The following is a 15562-nucleotide window of genomic DNA, read 5'->3' on the forward strand; positions in this document are numbered from 1 at the left end:
AAATGAAATCACTTTTAATAGTATTGTTCGTAACCATTTCTTCTTGGACCGCATATGGACAAGAAACAGGTACCATGAATGGAACTTATGAAGGGTACAGTAACGGCGTTTATATTTTCTCTGATGATGATGGGGAAAGTGTGGAGTTTAACAATGTAAGTTACGAAGCAAGTAAAAGGTATGATTTAACAAGTCAGAAATTTGTTGGAAGACAATTTGCAATCACTTTTACCGTAGATTCTGAATTAGATGAAGATGACGAAGAAATTCAGACAACCACTATCACAGGTATATTAATGCCTGAATAAAAAGAGTACAAAGGACCTAAAAGGTCCTTTTTTTATGCCCTTAATCGGGTTGAAAAATATGTGTAAATTCACAAAAACAATCTCACTTCAAAGAGCCGATTCTTTTTCGTTTCTTTGTAATTCATAACAAAACAAAAAATGACTTTACTAGGTATTGATGTAGGAGGCTCAGGTATTAAAGGAGCATTAGTTAATTCTGAAACCGGAGAAATGATTTCTGAACGCCATAGAATTCCCACTCCCATACCTAGAACACCAGAAGCAATGACCGATGTAATTGCACAAATTGTAAAACATTTTGATTACAAGGGCAAAGTTGGTTGTGGTTTTCCTACCATAATTAAAAACGGAGTATGTAAGGCAACGGGCAATCTTCATAAAAGTTGGTTAGGTGTAAATGTAGAGGAGTTATTGGAAGAGAAAACCGGACTTGACTTTACTGTAATAAATGACGCTGATGCTGCCGGTTATGCTACCATGAATTTTGGTACTGGTAAGGGTGAAAAAGGTTTTGTGGTCATGATTACGATTGGCACAGGATTAGGTAGTGGTGCTTTTTTAGATGGCAAATTGATTCCTAATTTTGAATTAGGACAAATTCCTTATAAAAAATATTCTAAAATTGAAAAATGGGCTGCCGGATCGGCAAAAGATCGTGAAGGGCTATCTTATAAAAAATGGGGAAAAAGATTCAACACATTTTTAGAATATATTGAATTGATCGTTTCTCCAGATTTAATAATTCTTGGCGGAGGTGCTTCAAAAGATTTTGATGAGTTTAAATCGAAAATTAAAATTGACACTAAAGTAATACCAGCAGCACTTCAAAATCATGCAGGTATAATTGGTGCAGCAGTAGCTTCGCAATACAAAACGAAGAAAGCTTAGAGCAATAAGCTGCTTCTATAAAGCAAAAAAAATCCCAAAGATAACTTTGGGATTTTTTTTGCTTTACGGGCTAAATCTTTTTTAATTCAAAATTTTGGCATCTGCCGGCGCATCGAAAAAATCTTTTGGCAAATCTGATTCAAAAGATACCTCTGTAAAATCAATTTTAGTAATGTAGTCACCTGGCTGATCGTCCTTAACCGTCCAATACGTTTTAAATCCGCCTGGCAAGGTAATACCATCTACAATTTGCTCACCAACAAATTCAGTGAATTTTTCTGGGGCATGACCGCCATCTTTAAAATACTCTGGGTAAGAAACAATATATCTCATGACCGCTATTTTATTCGTCTCTTTATTAACATACAAAATGTAATAGTCATCTGGCGCATCACCGGTACCGGCAGCAAACGTAACCTTAACAGCATTGTAATCTTGACCTTTAAAGGTTGTAGGCTTTAACAATTCCAAGTTAACCCCTTCCCCACTTAACACAAAAGGATGCCCAACAAACCATAATGGTGTCAATGCCCAGAATTTAGTATCATAAGCAAATGCAGTACTGTCTTTTGCCTGTACCCAAGACTTTTCTCCCGTCCAGCCAAAATGTGCAGTAGAATCTGTGGCGCTTGTATGAACAGCACGATTACTCCAAGTATCTACAGTTTGGTAACTATCTCTAGCTGTTTTACCATCTAAAGGCTGATAATTAAAGTGAAAAGATATTGGTCCGTTAGCATACCAAGTATCCAATCCGCCATGTGCTTCCATAGCATTCCAAATAACTTTTCCTGCTTCAGTGCTATTTAGTCTTTCTTTTGCTTTTGAAACTCTAGAAGACACCCAAGAATCAGGGTAAGCAATTACATTGGTTTCAGCGACCACTTCTTTAGCGGTTTCATTTGTTTTTTTAGGAGTTTCTTTACAGGAAACAATAACTGTAAGTACTAATAATAGTGATAGTTTGTAAAGTAGTTTCATAGTTGTTCGCCGTTTATTAATTTCCCAGCATAGATTATACGGCTTTATGATCTAAACTGGCCATTTTACGTTCCTCATAATTCTCGGCAACCTTCTTATCCAATTCAGCAGGTGCTTCAAAATTCAAGGTATTTTCCTTCAGTCGTTCTTCACCTCCAAAAATAACTTGAATCTCCTTATTAAATAATCCTTCAAGTGACCGCTCTGCAACATAGTCAGGAGCATCCATCTTTCTACCTTTAAATTTCTGCATCATCTCAGTATCCGTAGCTGTAGGAAAAGCACAGGTAACCGATACTTTAAAAGGTGCCAATTCCCTTCTCATAGAGTCTGAAAACTGACGTATAGCTGCTTTGGTGCTTCCGTAGACCGCATAGAAAGGCATACCTATTAATCCTAGTCCAGATGAAATATTTAAAATATATGCATCTTCAGAAAATTTTAAAAGCGGAATACAGTACTTGGTCAATAACATTACAGCGGTAAGGTTTACAGCAACCTGATCATAAAGATCTTCATCTTGTATATCTTCTAAAGGACCAGCAGCCACAATACCCGCATTATTTATCAATATATCTAAATGACCCCATTTATCTTCTATACGTGCGGCAGCATCGCGTAAAACCTGAATATTAGCTATATCACCAGCAATGCGAATAAAATTTACCTCTGGATATGAAAGTGATAAATCTTTTAGATTTTTTTTGTCGCGTGCAATGATCGCAATATTAGTGACTCCATCTTTGATGAGCTGTTGGACCATGCATTTTCCAATACCCCGAGTACCTCCGGTAATGAGCACATTTTTCCCTTTTAGTTGCATAATAATGTTAGTTTGAGTTGTGTTTAAATTCTACTTTAAATTAGATAAAATTCTATGTAGAAACGAAGAAAAATGCAGGATGAACGCATTATTAAGAAAGTAGGAAAATCTATCATAATTTTTTGCATATTTCTTAGTACGATGACACTAATTAACATTATATCAACCCAGTAAAGACTTTATAGATTTTACTTTTAAATGAACTTGAGAGCACTACAAACAAAAAAACCACCTAAATAGGTGGTTTCTATATCTAAAAGCAAAAAAAAGCTCCTTAAAAAAGGAGCTTTAGTACTTATGCTATTTTATTACGCTTACGGTCATTCTCCGTCAAATAGATTTTACGTAAACGTAAAAACTTAGGAGTAACCTCAACGTACTCATCTTTCTGAATATATTCCAATGCTTCTTCTAAAGAAAACTTAATTGCAGGAACAATCTTAGCTTTATCATCAGCACCAGAAGAACGAACGTTAGATAATTTTTTAGTCTTTGTAATGTTAACGGTCATATCATCTCCACGAGAGTTTTCACCAATAACTTGACCTTCATAAATATCTTCACCTGGATCAACAAAGAACTTACCTCTATCTTGTAATTTATCTATAGAATAAGGAATTGCTTTACCCGTTTCCATAGAAACCAAAGAACCATTTTGTCTTTGTGGAATATCTCCTTTCATTGGTTGATACTCTAAGAAACGGTGTGCCATAATAGCCTCACCAGCAGTAGCGGTCAACAATTGATTACGAAGACCTATAATACCTCTAGAAGGGATTATAAACTCACAAATCATACGCTCACCTTTAGCTTCCATACTGGTCATTTCACCTTTACGCATAGAAACCATTTCAACAGCTTTACCTGAAACAGCTTCTGGTAAATCTATTGTCAATGCTTCAACTGGCTCACATTTAACACCATCTATTTCTTTGATGATAACCTGTGGCTGACCAATTTGTAATTCGTATCCTTCACGACGCATTGTTTCAATTAAAACTGAAAGGTGTAATACACCACGACCGAATACTAAAAATTTATCTGCACTATCCGTTTCGTTTACACGTAACGCCAAGTTCTTTTCCAATTCTTTTTGAAGTCTATCGTTGATATGACGAGAAGTAACGAATTTACCATCCTTACCAAAGAACGGACTATCGTTAATGGTAAACAACATACTCATTGTAGGTTCGTCAATTGCAATAGTTTTCAATGCTTCTGGGTTTTCAATATCAGCAACGGTATCACCGATCTCAAATCCTTCCACACCAACTAAGGCACAAATATCACCCGTTTCAACTTCTTCAACTTTCTTACGACCAAGACCTTCAAAAACATATAATTCCTTGATTTTTGATTTCACGATAGAACCATCGCGTTTTACCAAAGAAATTTGCTGATTTTCTTTCAAAGTTCCTCTTTGTAATCTACCAATAGCTATTCTACCAGTAAATGAAGAGAAATCTAAAGAGGTAATCAACATTTGAGTATTTCCTTCTTTTGGTTCAAAAGTTGGAATATGCTCAATTACCATATCCAATAATGGCTCAATGTTCTCAGTTTCATTTTGCCAATCTGTACTCATCCAGTTGTTCTTTGCAGAACCATAAACTGTAGGGAAGTCTAACTGCCACTCTTCAGCACCTAGCTCGAACATCAAATCGAAAACTTTTTCATGTACTTCTTCTGGAGTACAGTTTTCCTTATCTACTTTATTGATTACCAAACAAGGCTTTAAACCAAGATCGATTGCTTTTTGAAGTACAAAACGTGTTTGTGGCATAGGACCCTCGAAAGCATCTACCAACAACAAAACACCATCTGCCATATTCAATACACGCTCAACTTCACCACCAAAATCGGCGTGACCAGGAGTATCGATAATATTTATTTTCGTGTCCTTATATATAACGGAAACGTTCTTAGAAGTAATGGTTATACCACGTTCTCTTTCCAAGTCGTTATTATCCAAAATTAAATCACCTGTATTCTCGTTTTCACGAAACAAGCTACAGTGGTACATTATTTTGTCTACCAAGGTCGTTTTACCGTGGTCAACGTGCGCAATGATCGCAATATTTTTTGTAGTAGTGGACATAAAAGGTCTTATTTAAGCGTGCAAAGATACTTTAAATAATAATAGCCACACTTAAACTTATGTTATTTTTATCTTATTGATTTTGAGAGAGTTCTATAAGTCTAGACTACTTTTTTCTACCACCGATCACCCAACCTAGTCTTATATCTATTAAAATGCCCGCATCTACATAAAACTCATCGGCAAAAATACTTGGTCCAAAAGCCAATCCCCAATAAAATCCCTTTTCGTACGTACGCTGCATACCATAAACAATCGCCGCGTTATAAAAGTAGTCAGAAGCATATTCCAAATCACCTATAATTGGCGTTCCAAATTGAAGCTGATTTAAAAATGCAACGTAGTTACCCGTATTGCCAGATATATTCTTTCCTTTCTGCAATCTTCTATTAAAATTAACGTATTGCCTAACGTCTGCCTCTAGACCAGGGTAAAGTCCAAAACTGGTCTCCCTATCTGAACCTCCATTAAGTGCAAAACCTAAAAACGCCTCTAAGTTCAAGGTAGTTTTATCTGCGACACCTACTTCATAAGATACACCTGGCGCCAACAAGTTAATTTTGAAGAGTCCGTCTTCCACTAATTTCCCGGATTGTGCATTCGTATAGAAAGCGGACAAAAGAGTAACGGATAAAAAGATGATTTTTTTCATGATAGCATATGGTTAGAATTTATTCGGAGTATGTATCAAATATCAGACCACATTAATCAAACGTAGGTTTTCTAGATTTTCGTTTTGTCGCTACCCAACCAAAATTAACATTCAGCAAAAAACCATGTCCACTATCCAAAGTTTTTGAGTCAAAATAACCATAACCTACTTCTGCATTTATATTAAAGCCCTTTCTATTAGTACGTTGTATACCATATACTCCGCCATAGAAAGCAAAGGCATAATCAATATTTCCATCAGAGATATTATCAACAAACTGCACAGGTTCCCAAAATATACTACGCGCAGGGCCAATATAATTTGCAGAATTACCAATTACATTTTTATTTACATCTAAGCGCTCTTGAAAATTATGGTAATACCTGATTCTGGTATGCCACGCATAACCTAAAGCATAGCCTTCCTGATATCTAGAAAATGCTGGAGTAAAGCTAGTTGATGCACTTACATTTTTAAAAAGACCTAATTCATATCGAATACCGGGTCCCAGAAGATTAATTGTAAATTGATGTCGCTCAAGATTTACGAGTCCGTTTCCTTTTTCAGAAAAATCCCTAATCTGAGCTTGCGTTGCCGTGACGGTTAAAAACAGAAGAATTACCGTAATTTTTTTCATGTAGTTTGATTGATGTTGCAACTAAAACTACATGTTTCTAAAAACGTAATCACTAGATTTAATGAAATATTAAGAAAATACTTACGTAATTAACGACCCACACACCAGCGCTTTTCACTTATGATAAACCCGATGCTCAAATTAGCTACTGGATAAATTCCGCCTTCAAATTGTCCGTCATAATAAGCTGCACCTACATCTACAGAAAAGTTAAATCCAGAATCAAAACTACGTTGTATACCAGTCACCAATCCGGCATATCCGAAAGCTCCTTCTACATTTTCATTGGCAATGGTTCGTGAACCCGGAAAGAATACCGCTACAGCAGGTGCCACATAATTAGCAGAATTGCCATAAATCTGTTTTCTTTTACGCTGACGTTTTTCAAAATTATAGTAGTACCGATATTGACCAGCTATTGCAGGAAAAACTCCAAATTCACTATAAACATCTGGCAATAATGGGTCTAAAGCAACTTGAATTCCCGCCTTTATATCAAGGGTGGTATTGGTACCCAAAGCCATTTCATATTCAAGACCGGGATTAAGTAGATTGATCTTCACCTGCCTAAGTTCACAGTTTTTACCAAACTGAGCATGAACATTACCAGCAAAACATATCAGCAATATTAAAATAAGAAACTGTTTGATTTTCATTTCGATTTAGGGTTTCGACAATCTTATCTTAATAGAACAGTAAGCTTCTTAAAATAGTATATTTGTTTAAAAATATTCGACGAATGAACCTATCCCTAATACCCCAAATAAAACATACGGACAGTAATAACTTCTTTCTACTTTCAGGACCATGTGCCATTGAAGGTGAAGATATGGCGATGCGCATTGCAGAACATATTATTACAATTACTGATGAGCTTAAAATACCTTATGTATTTAAAGGAAGTTTCAAGAAGGCAAATCGTAGTAGATTAGATTCATTTACCGGTATTGGAGATGAAAAGGCATTAAAAATTCTAAGAAAAGTTTCTGAAACTTTTAAAGTACCCACAGTAACCGATATACATACAGAGCAAGATGCTGTAATGGCTGCAGAGTATGTAGACGTATTACAGATACCTGCATTCTTAGCACGCCAAACAGATTTGGTTGTTGCTGCCGCACAAACAGGAAAAACAGTCAACATCAAAAAAGGACAATTTATGAGTCCTGAGAGTATGAAGCATGCCGTAAATAAAGTTACCGAAACTGGTAATGAGCAAGCTATTATTACTGATCGTGGTACCATGTTCGGTTACCAAGATATGATTGTAGATTTTAGAGGTGTACCCACTATGAAACAATATGCACCTGTGGTTTTAGATGTAACGCATTCGTTACAACAGCCTAATCAAACTTCTGGTGTAACAGGTGGTAGACCAGCTATGATCGGTACTATGGCACGCGCAGGTGTTGCAGCAGGTGTTGACGGACTTTTTATAGAAACCCATTTTGATTGTGCCAATGCAAAAAGTGATGGAGCCAACATGCTGGATTTAGGATTGATGAAAAAACTATTGACAGATTTAGTAGCGTTGAGAGCTGTTGTTAATGAGTTTTAGATATTGTTTTTCAAACAAGCTTGATTTTAGAAAATGAGCCGACTATGTGAAGAATTAAAAAATCTTGAATTAATAATTGGACCCAACTTTAGTTTTGAACTAAATGAAGAATACAAACTCATTTCTTCTAGCCTTGAACTAGATAATAAAAAGCTTTTAAAAGAAGATTTTAACCAATTTACTAAAAAAGGCAAATTTCTAATTCTTAATTCTTTTAGTGGGGGAATTTTGTTTTTAAAAGTTCCAGAACCAATAAGTAAAATAGCTATTGAATGGCGAAGTGAATCAAATGAATTTAAGGCTTCTGTGATATTTCAATCAGATTTAAGAAAACCTGAGAATACTAAATACAAAACAGAAGTTGGTGGTATTGAATCAACTGTTTGGAATGTTAAAGCAATATTCCCCAACTTTTATAAATACAACAAGACAATCCAAAAAGCATTACTAATATTAATCGGAAAGATTGTAAAAGGCATTTGTGAATATGGAAGGATTAATTTTGCTCATCTAAAAATTGAAAATGAATTCAAAATACAATTATTAATTGATGGTAAAGTTGAATCAAATTTGAAGGTTGAATTGAATTGAATTAAAAAAACAAAATGAATAAAATAAAACTGACATCAATTATTCTATTATTGTTTTCTATAGAATGTTTTAGTCAACAAACAGGAAGTACAGGGATAACGCAAACTGCGGTTAATAACGGGATTGGAATTGGCAGTGCAATTGCCATTGTTGTTTCGTGGGACAGGAATAAATCAATTCTTTATGCATTACTACACGGAATCTTGGGATGGCTTTATGTTATCTACTTTGTAATAGTTCGTGAAAGAGAGTAAATAGCGCGTAATTAAGTAGACTTTATCCTCATTAATTTTTACAATTAAAGTCAATCATCCTTCTTATAAAATCCGTTTTTACGGACAGCATAAGCATCCTGTAAAACATCTATTAGAATATCGTTATCAATATCTTCAAGGGTAGTATAACGCAATGAACGTACTACTTTTCTATTTTCAGAAATTAGTACGTTCAAATGTTTTGTTAAGTGTGCCGAGTTCCAAAAAGCAATGTCAACAAACTGCTTTTTGTGCGATGCATTTAAATAACAAATGGGCGATTTCCCAACGTAAAAACAAGGTATATTCCATTTAAATTTCAGTTCAACCTCTGGCAAAGTTGTTTCAATCATCATTTGCAAATGCATTAAAATACTTTTATAAGGTTCTGGTTGATTGAAAATATAATTCTCAGCTGGTTTCATAATTAAATCGATTGTATTAACTTAAAATACGAATACATATACTAATACGCATCCAAATATATAATTTTACCATCTCTAAAATTTATTGATGTTACATAAAACAACAATCTTAATATTTGCTTTTATAATAAGTATCGGTTCTCAATGTTTTTCACAAGAAGATCATGATCACAATTGGTATTTCAACAATAGTAAAAGCTTAAGTGAATTATGGGAGCTAGATGATGAGCACCAACGCGGTACATTTATCCTTACTTCTTATAAACCTATTTACATTACTGCAGCAAAATATTCTACCAACCCAAATGAATTTCCACAAGCAGAAAATTCAGATAAAGTTTTAGATGAGCCTAACAGCTTAAATGCTGTAGAGTCAAAATTTCAGATTAGCCTAAAAACAAAAATCTTTCATGGTATGTTTGATGGTAAAATGGATTTATGGATGGGCTATTCACAGACTGCCTATTGGCAAATTTATAATACAGAGCGCTCAAGACCTTTTCGCGAATTAAATTATCAGCCTGAAATTATTGCCAACTTCCCCATTCAATTTAAAATACTAGGTTTCGACGCTAAAATGATTGGAGCCGCAGTCATACATGAATCTAACGGACAGTCAGACCCTATTTCTAGAAGTTGGAATCGTATTGCTTTTCATGCAGGATTTGAAAAAGGCAATTGGCAGGTAATGCTAAAACCATGGATACGTATAGGAAGTAAGATTGATGACAACGAAAAGATATCTGATTACATAGGCCGTGGCGAAGCCGATATCACCTATGACTGGGGCAGACAGCGCTTTAGAGCTATTGCCAGACACTCTTTAAACCTAGGAGACAAAAGCCGTGGTAGTTTACAATTAAACTGGTCTTTTCCAATCTTTGAAAACTTCAATGGCCATGTACAGTTCTTTGATGGTTACGGCGAAACTCTAATAGACTATAACCACAGACAGACCACTTTAGGGATTGGAGTTTCTTTAATTAACTAATCATTTTTTATATTGTAATCTACCTTAGTATAATATAATTTAGACTTGATTTCATGCATTCAGATTTAAATTTCTGATAGGGAATCAACGCGTATTTCCGGTTTTACAAGTCCTTTCGTAGTTGTTTGCACACATAATTACTTTCCATAAAAGGTTGATTTAAATAAGGCTATCCAAAAAAGGAAATCACTCTAAAACACTACATTCAAACAGATTTCACCAAATAAATAATTAAATCTAAGCCCCTTTTTTAAGCTACCGTTAAAGTACCTTCTTTAACTTTTTTACCTCGGTTTTGTTATATTTTCAGATATTTAATTTAACTTTGTATTTCAAAGTACTTTAAAATGGAGACAAATAAGTATCTAAACGATATTACCGAAATCAAGAATATAATGAATCGTTCTTCACGATTTATTTCATTAAGCGGACTCTCAGGAGTACTCGCAGGTATATATGCCTTAATTGGGGCAGGATTTGCTTATGTTAAGCTGAAAGATACCTCAGCTGCCAATTATGAAAACTTTTCCGGTAGGTCTTCATCACTTTGGGGTTCAGATACTGTTAGCGACCTAACACTAATTGCTATTGCAGTTTTGGTGGCAGCAGTTATTACCGGTTTTATTATGACCTTGAAAAAATCTAAAAAAAGCGGAGAGAAAATTTGGGACAGCACCAGTAAACGACTAGTATTCAATTTTGCTATTCCGTTAGTAGTAGGAGGACTTTTCTGCTTGGTACTTATGCAACAAGGTATTGCTGGTCTTGTTGCTCCGGCAACGCTTATATTTTATGGTCTGGCTTGTGTTAACGCAAGCAAGTACACTATGGGTGATGTTAGATATATGGGTTTGGTTTTTATAGGAATAGGACTAGTTAGTACGCAGTTTATAGGATTTGGATTGTATTTTTGGGCTTTAGGGTTTGGCGTTTGCCACATTTTGTATGGGGCATTAATGTATTATAAGTACGACAGAAATTAAGATTAGCCTAGCTATTGATATATGAGTTTAATTGACAACATAAACAAAGCTTTTGATCACCGAATAAGACTAGGGATTATGTCTATTCTAATGGTAAACGACTATGCTGATTTTAAAATGCTAAAAGAGCTTTTAGGTGCTACAGATGGTAATTTAGCCAGTCATACCAAAGCGCTTGAAAAAGAGGAATACATAAAAGTGGAAAAGCAGTTTATAGGCAGAAAACCTAATACTCGCTACTCTGCAACCCCACTTGGTAAAGCGCAGTTTAAAAAGCATATTAATGCTTTAGAAAAACTAATAGGTAAGTAGTATATTTTTTTATCATTTTACTTTGAAATTCAAAGTACTTTTAAAATAACGAAAATGAGAGCAGCCATATTAGAAAAATTATATAATTGGAGTGTAGTACCCTATCAATACTTCAAAAAGAATGAAGCTTGGCAATTTAATGCTGAAGAATTAAAAGAATATCCAAGCGACTCATTAGGCTATCATATGAGCAAATTTCTTGTTGCCAACAGCTTTCAGTTACAAGAAAAACTAGAGAGTCATGATGTATTTCATGTACTCACCGGAACCGGAATTACGGTTCCTGAAGAAATAAGCATGCAGTTTTATTTAATGGGAAATGGGAAAAGAAGTCTTTACTTATTTACCGTCATATCTATTGGCTCTATGCTCTATCCGGAGTATTGGAGGTTCTTTAAATTGAAATACGCGTGCGGTAAATCTGCACTACCCTTTCATCAATTAGAGTTTCAAAAGCTGCTGAACCAACCCATCAAACGGATAAAGTCCACATTTTTAATTCCTTAAAATCATGATACTAGAACTATCTAAAATTTCAAAAACACGTAAGACAGTACACCTGATTCTTTGTTACTATCTCTTATTAATAATCGAAAAATTTAAATCATTAATAACCTTTTAAATACATCATATTATGAACGTTCATATAAAATCACTCTTATCTGCATTAGCCTTTAGTTTACTATTCTACAGTAAAAGCTTTGGACTAAATTTATTTTTAATTTCCATATTGGTAGTGGTACTTGTTTCTACACTTAAAGGCACACGTAACGTTTCATGGGTTTATGCCCTCACCTATATTCTTACATCAGTTTTTGTATTGATCAATCCTACAGTGTTTACCATATTTGTTCATTTTATGGCATTAATGGTCTATGTAGGTAAATCTATTTCTAACCAAACATCTTTATACCTCTCATGGCTATTAGGCTTCATGAACATACTAATAGCAAGTATTGCGAATTTCATTCAAAGACAAAATTCAGTCAACGAAAAAGATATAAAAAAGGAGACGTCACCAAAATTACTTAATCGTTTAAAAGGTAGTTTTTTCGCAGGGGCATTACTCATTTTGTTCGCTGCGCTGTACAAAAATGCTAATCCTGTTTTTGAGAACCTTGTAAATCAAATCAATTTTGATTTTATAAGTATCCCTTGGGTATTCTTTACATTTCTTGGGTACATTATATTTCTTAACATTTTGCGCCCATTAGATGCACAAGAAATAATTGCGGTGGATGCATCTCAAAAAAACGAATTAAAGACTCCGTCCGAAATAGAAATCATTGGGCAAAAAAGGCAATTGGAAAGTGAGCATACCTTAGGCTCTTTTATATTTTTCGCCCTTAATTTATTACTGGTATTCTTTTTAGTAACTGATGGAATTTACCTATTCCAAAAAACCGAAATTTCTAATGCAGAATATTCGGCATCTGTACACCAAGGGGTGTATGCGTTAATGTTCTCTATAGTACTAGCCATTATACTAATTCTTTATTTCTTTAGAGGAAACCTCAACTTCTATAAAGAGAATACGCAAATAAAAACACTTACATACGCTTGGATCTCGCTAAACATTATATTAATTGTTTTTACAACATACAAGAACTTCACCTATGTTGAAGCCCTGGGTCTTACCTACAAGCGTATTGGTGTATTCGTATATCTACTACTTACCCTTACCGGCTTAATTACAGCTTATGTTAAAGTAGCGGAAGTAAAAAGCTTTATTTATTTAGTGCGTACAAACATTGCAACTGTATTTGCTTTCTTAGTGCTCAGTGCTGCGGTGCCATGGGATAGAACAATTACGTATTTCAATTTAAGTTCACTTGAAAATCCTGATATTCATTATCTCTTGGATTTGGGAGATACTAATAGTATTCAGCTATACAAATATGCTAAAGAGAAGAGTGTAGACTATAATTTAAAAATCAGTATTAAAGATAAATACGAAGATTATATTACACAACAATCAGAAAAAACGTGGCAAGAATATACATTAGTTCAGCTTGTTCAAAATGACTTAAAATGATAGCCTTATTTAAACATAAATGGAACCGTAGAATTGTGAGAGTAGTTTCATTGTATTTTCTACTCTCATCTTTACTACTGTGTATTGCCTTAATACCAAAAACAGAGTTCACTGTCATTGTAGGCATTATGCTATATCTGAGCTATATCATCGTTACCTGTATAGCTTTGATTATAATTTTGGTAAATGTACTTAGGTATTCTAAGGCTATACAAGAGCATACCATGACGCTTATCTTACTGATTATGAATTACCCAGTAAGTATACTTTATATCTCTTTAACAAACGCATAATATTTAAACAGATGAAATTCAAATTCAACCGTATCTATTTCATATATTTTCTTGCACTATTAGGAATCGAAATCTTAATTGCCATATTTTTAAAATCAGGATTTATTCGACATACTTTCGGAGATTACCTAGTAGTCATTCTCCTATTTTTCTTTTTCAAAGCCTTCATAAAGGCAAGTGATATTGCCATTGGCATTGTCACCTTATTAATTGCTTTTGTCATCGAATTTTTACAACTCACCAATATGTTAAGCTACTTTGGGTTGGAGCATTCTAAATGGGCAAATTTAATCTTCGGAAACTATTTCAGCATTCAAGATTTATTGGCATACACCCTAGGTATACTAACCGTAACAAGTTTAGAAATCATAAAACGATTCTTGCTGAAACAACCTATAAATTAAAATGAGACTTCTATTTATTCTTTACCATCAACATAATCCTGTAGATATGCATAACGTTCTGTAAGCTTCCCATTTTTGGTCATTCTTGCTCTTTCCAGAACGCCATCTTTATCTTTGTTGAAAAAAGCCGGAATAACATTTTTTATAAAAGCTTCTCCAAAACCTTCACTTGCGTCTCTAGGTAATTCACACGGTAAATTATCTACCGCCATGACCGCAATTGCGTCAGAATTCTTAAAATCTATTTCAGACTTAGAACCAGGGTGATACCCGTAAATTGGGTCTGCAATAGTTGATGGTTTAATAGTAGAAGCTACCGGACCGTCAATATCACAACTTATATCGGCAACAACTTGAATTTTAAAATCTTCATGCTTAGCATCATCACGGGTAAAAAGATATGGAGAACCTTGACCAAAATAATGACCTGCAATATAGAAATCACTAACCTTGGCAAATCTGAAAAAGTTAGATTTATATTCTTCTGGGTTCGCAAAAAAGTCGGCTTTATTACCACGAACTCCGTCCTTACGCTTATTATACTCACCTGCATCAATTTGGCAATATACAGGTTCATTAAATGTCTCTTCTAAGTATTCGGTAACATTCACCCTTCTCATTCCCATACCGTCTAGCATTTCTCTAGCGCCATTCCCTACCCTACCTCTACCGGTAAGCAGTACTTTGATTACAGGTAATCTTAATTTCTTTAGTTCATTTATTAAAGCCTCTTGATCTTCTAAATCGTTGGCTTTTGGTAATTGAAACAAGTTAAATTTGAGTCCGTATGCACGAAATCCGTTATAGGCACCCACAATACCAGCATATCTACCAAAGGCAACAACGCGCTGTTCTTGCTTGTTGGTAATAACCTCATGGTCGTACATTTCAATATTCTTCTCTAATATAGCTTGAAGTAAATCTCTATTATAAGGTTGCTTTTTAATGGTATGTGAAAAGAAAAAGTACTTTTTATTCGGAATTAGCGCATCAATCGGCACCTCTTTAACACCTAATAGCACTTCGCAATCATTCATTTCATCGGCTACGGATACGCCCAAAGCTTTATAGGCATCATCGGCATACGCTCTAATAGGCGAAGATTCTACAATAATTTCAGCCTTAGGAAATGTATTTAAGACTTTTTGACATGCTTTTGGAGATAGAACAACACGCTTATCTGGCGGATTCTTACGTTCTCTGATGATTCCGAACTTCATATGGGTTTGGTATAAATATTGCACTAAATTATGCAATTAGAAACACTTGGCTTAGGTCAAAATAAAAATTATATGGGATCGTAAAGTTTTGTTAGCTTTGCTGCCCGCT

19 protein-coding genes are annotated in these 15562 nt (G+C 34.6%); 11 read left to right on the top strand and 8 right to left on the bottom strand.

Annotated elements, in window-relative coordinates; all coding sequences use genetic code 11:
• The first annotated feature begins 2 nt into the window (after positions 1–2).
• Complete coding sequence (locus ACJJVP_RS01705) at positions 3–308, top strand: hypothetical protein (protein ID WP_405410282.1); 306 nt, start codon at positions 3–5, stop codon at positions 306–308.
• Between the two features lie 138 nt (positions 309–446).
• Positions 447–1196 carry a polyphosphate--glucose phosphotransferase gene (gene ppgK, locus ACJJVP_RS01710; protein ID WP_405410284.1) on the top strand — a complete coding sequence of 250 codons (750 nt, stop codon included), beginning with the start codon at positions 447–449 and terminating at the stop codon, positions 1194–1196.
• Between the two features lie 81 nt (positions 1197–1277).
• On the opposite strand, the gene ACJJVP_RS01715 is transcribed toward ppgK, so the two are convergent.
• The 6 genes from ACJJVP_RS01715 to ACJJVP_RS01740 form a co-directional block, all read right to left on the bottom strand.
• Entirely contained in the window at positions 1278–2177 is a 900-nt protein-coding gene (locus ACJJVP_RS01715; protein ID WP_405410285.1) for a hypothetical protein, read from the bottom strand.
• A gap of 34 nt (positions 2178–2211) precedes the next feature.
• Positions 2212–3000 (bottom strand): SDR family NAD(P)-dependent oxidoreductase, encoded by a 789-nt coding sequence (locus ACJJVP_RS01720; protein WP_405410287.1) that lies wholly within the window; start codon positions 2998–3000, stop codon positions 2212–2214.
• A 295-nt stretch (positions 3001–3295) separates the two neighbouring features.
• Positions 3296–5098, bottom strand: a complete 1803-nt coding sequence (typA, locus tag ACJJVP_RS01725; RefSeq protein WP_036152395.1) for a translational GTPase TypA — start codon at positions 5096–5098, stop codon at positions 3296–3298.
• 106 nt (positions 5099–5204) lie between these two features.
• Positions 5205–5750, bottom strand: coding sequence for a hypothetical protein (locus ACJJVP_RS01730; protein WP_405410289.1), 546 nt, complete (start codon positions 5748–5750; stop codon positions 5205–5207).
• Between the two features lie 52 nt (positions 5751–5802).
• Positions 5803–6387 carry a hypothetical protein gene (locus tag ACJJVP_RS01735; RefSeq protein ID WP_405410291.1) on the bottom strand — a complete coding sequence of 195 codons (585 nt, stop codon included), beginning with the start codon at positions 6385–6387 and terminating at the stop codon, positions 5803–5805.
• Between the two features lie 89 nt (positions 6388–6476).
• Complete coding sequence (locus tag ACJJVP_RS01740) at positions 6477–7043, bottom strand: hypothetical protein (RefSeq protein WP_405410293.1); 567 nt, start codon at positions 7041–7043, stop codon at positions 6477–6479.
• An 83-nt stretch (positions 7044–7126) separates the two neighbouring features.
• On the opposite strand from ACJJVP_RS01740, the gene kdsA reads away from it, so the two are divergent.
• The 3 genes from kdsA to ACJJVP_RS01755 are packed head-to-tail and all read left to right on the top strand — an operon-like array spanning position 7127 to position 8790.
• The gene (gene kdsA / locus ACJJVP_RS01745) at positions 7127–7945 is read left to right on the top strand and encodes a 3-deoxy-8-phosphooctulonate synthase (RefSeq protein WP_405410295.1); all 819 of its coding nucleotides are present in this window, start codon (positions 7127–7129) and stop codon (positions 7943–7945) included.
• 33 nt (positions 7946–7978) lie between these two features.
• A complete protein-coding gene (locus ACJJVP_RS01750) occupies positions 7979–8536 on the top strand; it encodes a hypothetical protein (RefSeq protein ID WP_405410296.1) in 558 nt (185 codons plus the stop codon).
• A gap of 14 nt (positions 8537–8550) precedes the next feature.
• Positions 8551–8790 carry a hypothetical protein gene (locus ACJJVP_RS01755; protein ID WP_405410298.1) on the top strand — a complete coding sequence of 80 codons (240 nt, stop codon included), beginning with the start codon at positions 8551–8553 and terminating at the stop codon, positions 8788–8790.
• A 50-nt stretch (positions 8791–8840) separates the two neighbouring features.
• Here the strand turns inward: ACJJVP_RS01755 and ACJJVP_RS01760 are convergent, their stop codons facing one another.
• Positions 8841–9215: a DUF1801 domain-containing protein gene (locus ACJJVP_RS01760; protein WP_405410299.1), complete on the bottom strand. Its 375-nt coding sequence runs from the start codon at positions 9213–9215 to the stop codon at positions 8841–8843.
• Positions 9216–9303: 88 nt separating this feature from the next.
• Between ACJJVP_RS01760 and ACJJVP_RS01765 the strand changes: the two genes are divergently transcribed.
• The 6 genes from ACJJVP_RS01765 (at position 9304) to ACJJVP_RS01790 (ending at position 14233) form a co-directional block, all read left to right on the top strand.
• Positions 9304–10206, top strand: coding sequence for a phospholipase A (locus tag ACJJVP_RS01765; protein ID WP_405410301.1), 903 nt, complete (start codon positions 9304–9306; stop codon positions 10204–10206).
• A gap of 347 nt (positions 10207–10553) precedes the next feature.
• Complete coding sequence (locus ACJJVP_RS01770) at positions 10554–11189, top strand: hypothetical protein (RefSeq protein WP_405410302.1); 636 nt, start codon at positions 10554–10556, stop codon at positions 11187–11189.
• A gap of 21 nt (positions 11190–11210) precedes the next feature.
• Positions 11211–11501 (top strand): transcriptional regulator, encoded by a 291-nt coding sequence (locus tag ACJJVP_RS01775; RefSeq protein ID WP_027064736.1) that lies wholly within the window; start codon positions 11211–11213, stop codon positions 11499–11501.
• A gap of 54 nt (positions 11502–11555) precedes the next feature.
• Positions 11556–12008: a hypothetical protein gene (locus tag ACJJVP_RS01780; protein ID WP_405410303.1), complete on the top strand. Its 453-nt coding sequence runs from the start codon at positions 11556–11558 to the stop codon at positions 12006–12008.
• Positions 12009–12135: 127 nt separating this feature from the next.
• A complete protein-coding gene (locus tag ACJJVP_RS01785; protein WP_405410304.1) occupies positions 12136–13536 on the top strand; it encodes a DUF4173 domain-containing protein in 1401 nt (466 codons plus the stop codon).
• Positions 13537–13840: 304 nt separating this feature from the next.
• Positions 13841–14233, top strand: coding sequence for a DUF2809 domain-containing protein (locus tag ACJJVP_RS01790; protein ID WP_405410306.1), 393 nt, complete (start codon positions 13841–13843; stop codon positions 14231–14233).
• Between the two features lie 14 nt (positions 14234–14247).
• On the opposite strand, the gene ACJJVP_RS01795 is transcribed toward ACJJVP_RS01790, so the two are convergent.
• Entirely contained in the window at positions 14248–15453 is a 1206-nt protein-coding gene (locus tag ACJJVP_RS01795; protein ID WP_405410308.1) for an NAD(P)-dependent oxidoreductase, read from the bottom strand.
• Between the last annotated feature and the right edge of the window lie 109 nt (positions 15454–15562).

The sequence above is a fragment of the Maribacter sp. Asnod1-A12 genome (genome assembly GCF_045063735.1).
In the GTDB taxonomy this organism is placed as follows: Bacteria; Bacteroidota; Bacteroidia; order Flavobacteriales; family Flavobacteriaceae; genus Maribacter.

What these genes read in the sequence shown, in the direction of transcription:
- ACJJVP_RS01720 (WP_405410287.1), bottom strand. Translation starts at nt 3,000, where the DNA reads ATGCAACTAAAAGGGAAAAATGTGCTCATTACCGGAGGTACTCGGGGT.
- ACJJVP_RS01760 (WP_405410299.1), bottom strand. Translation starts at nt 9,215, where the DNA reads ATGAAACCAGCTGAGAATTATATTTTCAATCAACCAGAACCTTATAAA.
- ACJJVP_RS01755 (WP_405410298.1), top strand. Translation starts at nt 8,551, where the DNA reads ATGAATAAAATAAAACTGACATCAATTATTCTATTATTGTTTTCTATA.
- ppgK (WP_405410284.1), top strand. Translation starts at nt 447, where the DNA reads ATGACTTTACTAGGTATTGATGTAGGAGGCTCAGGTATTAAAGGAGCA.
- ACJJVP_RS01770 (WP_405410302.1), top strand. Translation starts at nt 10,554, where the DNA reads ATGGAGACAAATAAGTATCTAAACGATATTACCGAAATCAAGAATATA.
- ACJJVP_RS01765 (WP_405410301.1), top strand. Translation starts at nt 9,304, where the DNA reads ATGTTACATAAAACAACAATCTTAATATTTGCTTTTATAATAAGTATC.
- ACJJVP_RS01735 (WP_405410291.1), bottom strand. Translation starts at nt 6,387, where the DNA reads ATGAAAAAAATTACGGTAATTCTTCTGTTTTTAACCGTCACGGCAACG.
- ACJJVP_RS01790 (WP_405410306.1), top strand. Translation starts at nt 13,841, where the DNA reads ATGAAATTCAAATTCAACCGTATCTATTTCATATATTTTCTTGCACTA.
- ACJJVP_RS01775 (WP_027064736.1), top strand. Translation starts at nt 11,211, where the DNA reads ATGAGTTTAATTGACAACATAAACAAAGCTTTTGATCACCGAATAAGA.
- typA (WP_036152395.1), bottom strand. Translation starts at nt 5,098, where the DNA reads ATGTCCACTACTACAAAAAATATTGCGATCATTGCGCACGTTGACCAC.
- ACJJVP_RS01715 (WP_405410285.1), bottom strand. Translation starts at nt 2,177, where the DNA reads ATGAAACTACTTTACAAACTATCACTATTATTAGTACTTACAGTTATT.
- ACJJVP_RS01785 (WP_405410304.1), top strand. Translation starts at nt 12,136, where the DNA reads ATGAACGTTCATATAAAATCACTCTTATCTGCATTAGCCTTTAGTTTA.
- ACJJVP_RS01705 (WP_405410282.1), top strand. Translation starts at nt 3, where the DNA reads ATGAAATCACTTTTAATAGTATTGTTCGTAACCATTTCTTCTTGGACC.
- ACJJVP_RS01780 (WP_405410303.1), top strand. Translation starts at nt 11,556, where the DNA reads ATGAGAGCAGCCATATTAGAAAAATTATATAATTGGAGTGTAGTACCC.
- ACJJVP_RS01750 (WP_405410296.1), top strand. Translation starts at nt 7,979, where the DNA reads ATGAGCCGACTATGTGAAGAATTAAAAAATCTTGAATTAATAATTGGA.
- ACJJVP_RS01740 (WP_405410293.1), bottom strand. Translation starts at nt 7,043, where the DNA reads ATGAAAATCAAACAGTTTCTTATTTTAATATTGCTGATATGTTTTGCT.
- ACJJVP_RS01730 (WP_405410289.1), bottom strand. Translation starts at nt 5,750, where the DNA reads ATGAAAAAAATCATCTTTTTATCCGTTACTCTTTTGTCCGCTTTCTAT.
- ACJJVP_RS01795 (WP_405410308.1), bottom strand. Translation starts at nt 15,453, where the DNA reads ATGAAGTTCGGAATCATCAGAGAACGTAAGAATCCGCCAGATAAGCGT.
- kdsA (WP_405410295.1), top strand. Translation starts at nt 7,127, where the DNA reads ATGAACCTATCCCTAATACCCCAAATAAAACATACGGACAGTAATAAC.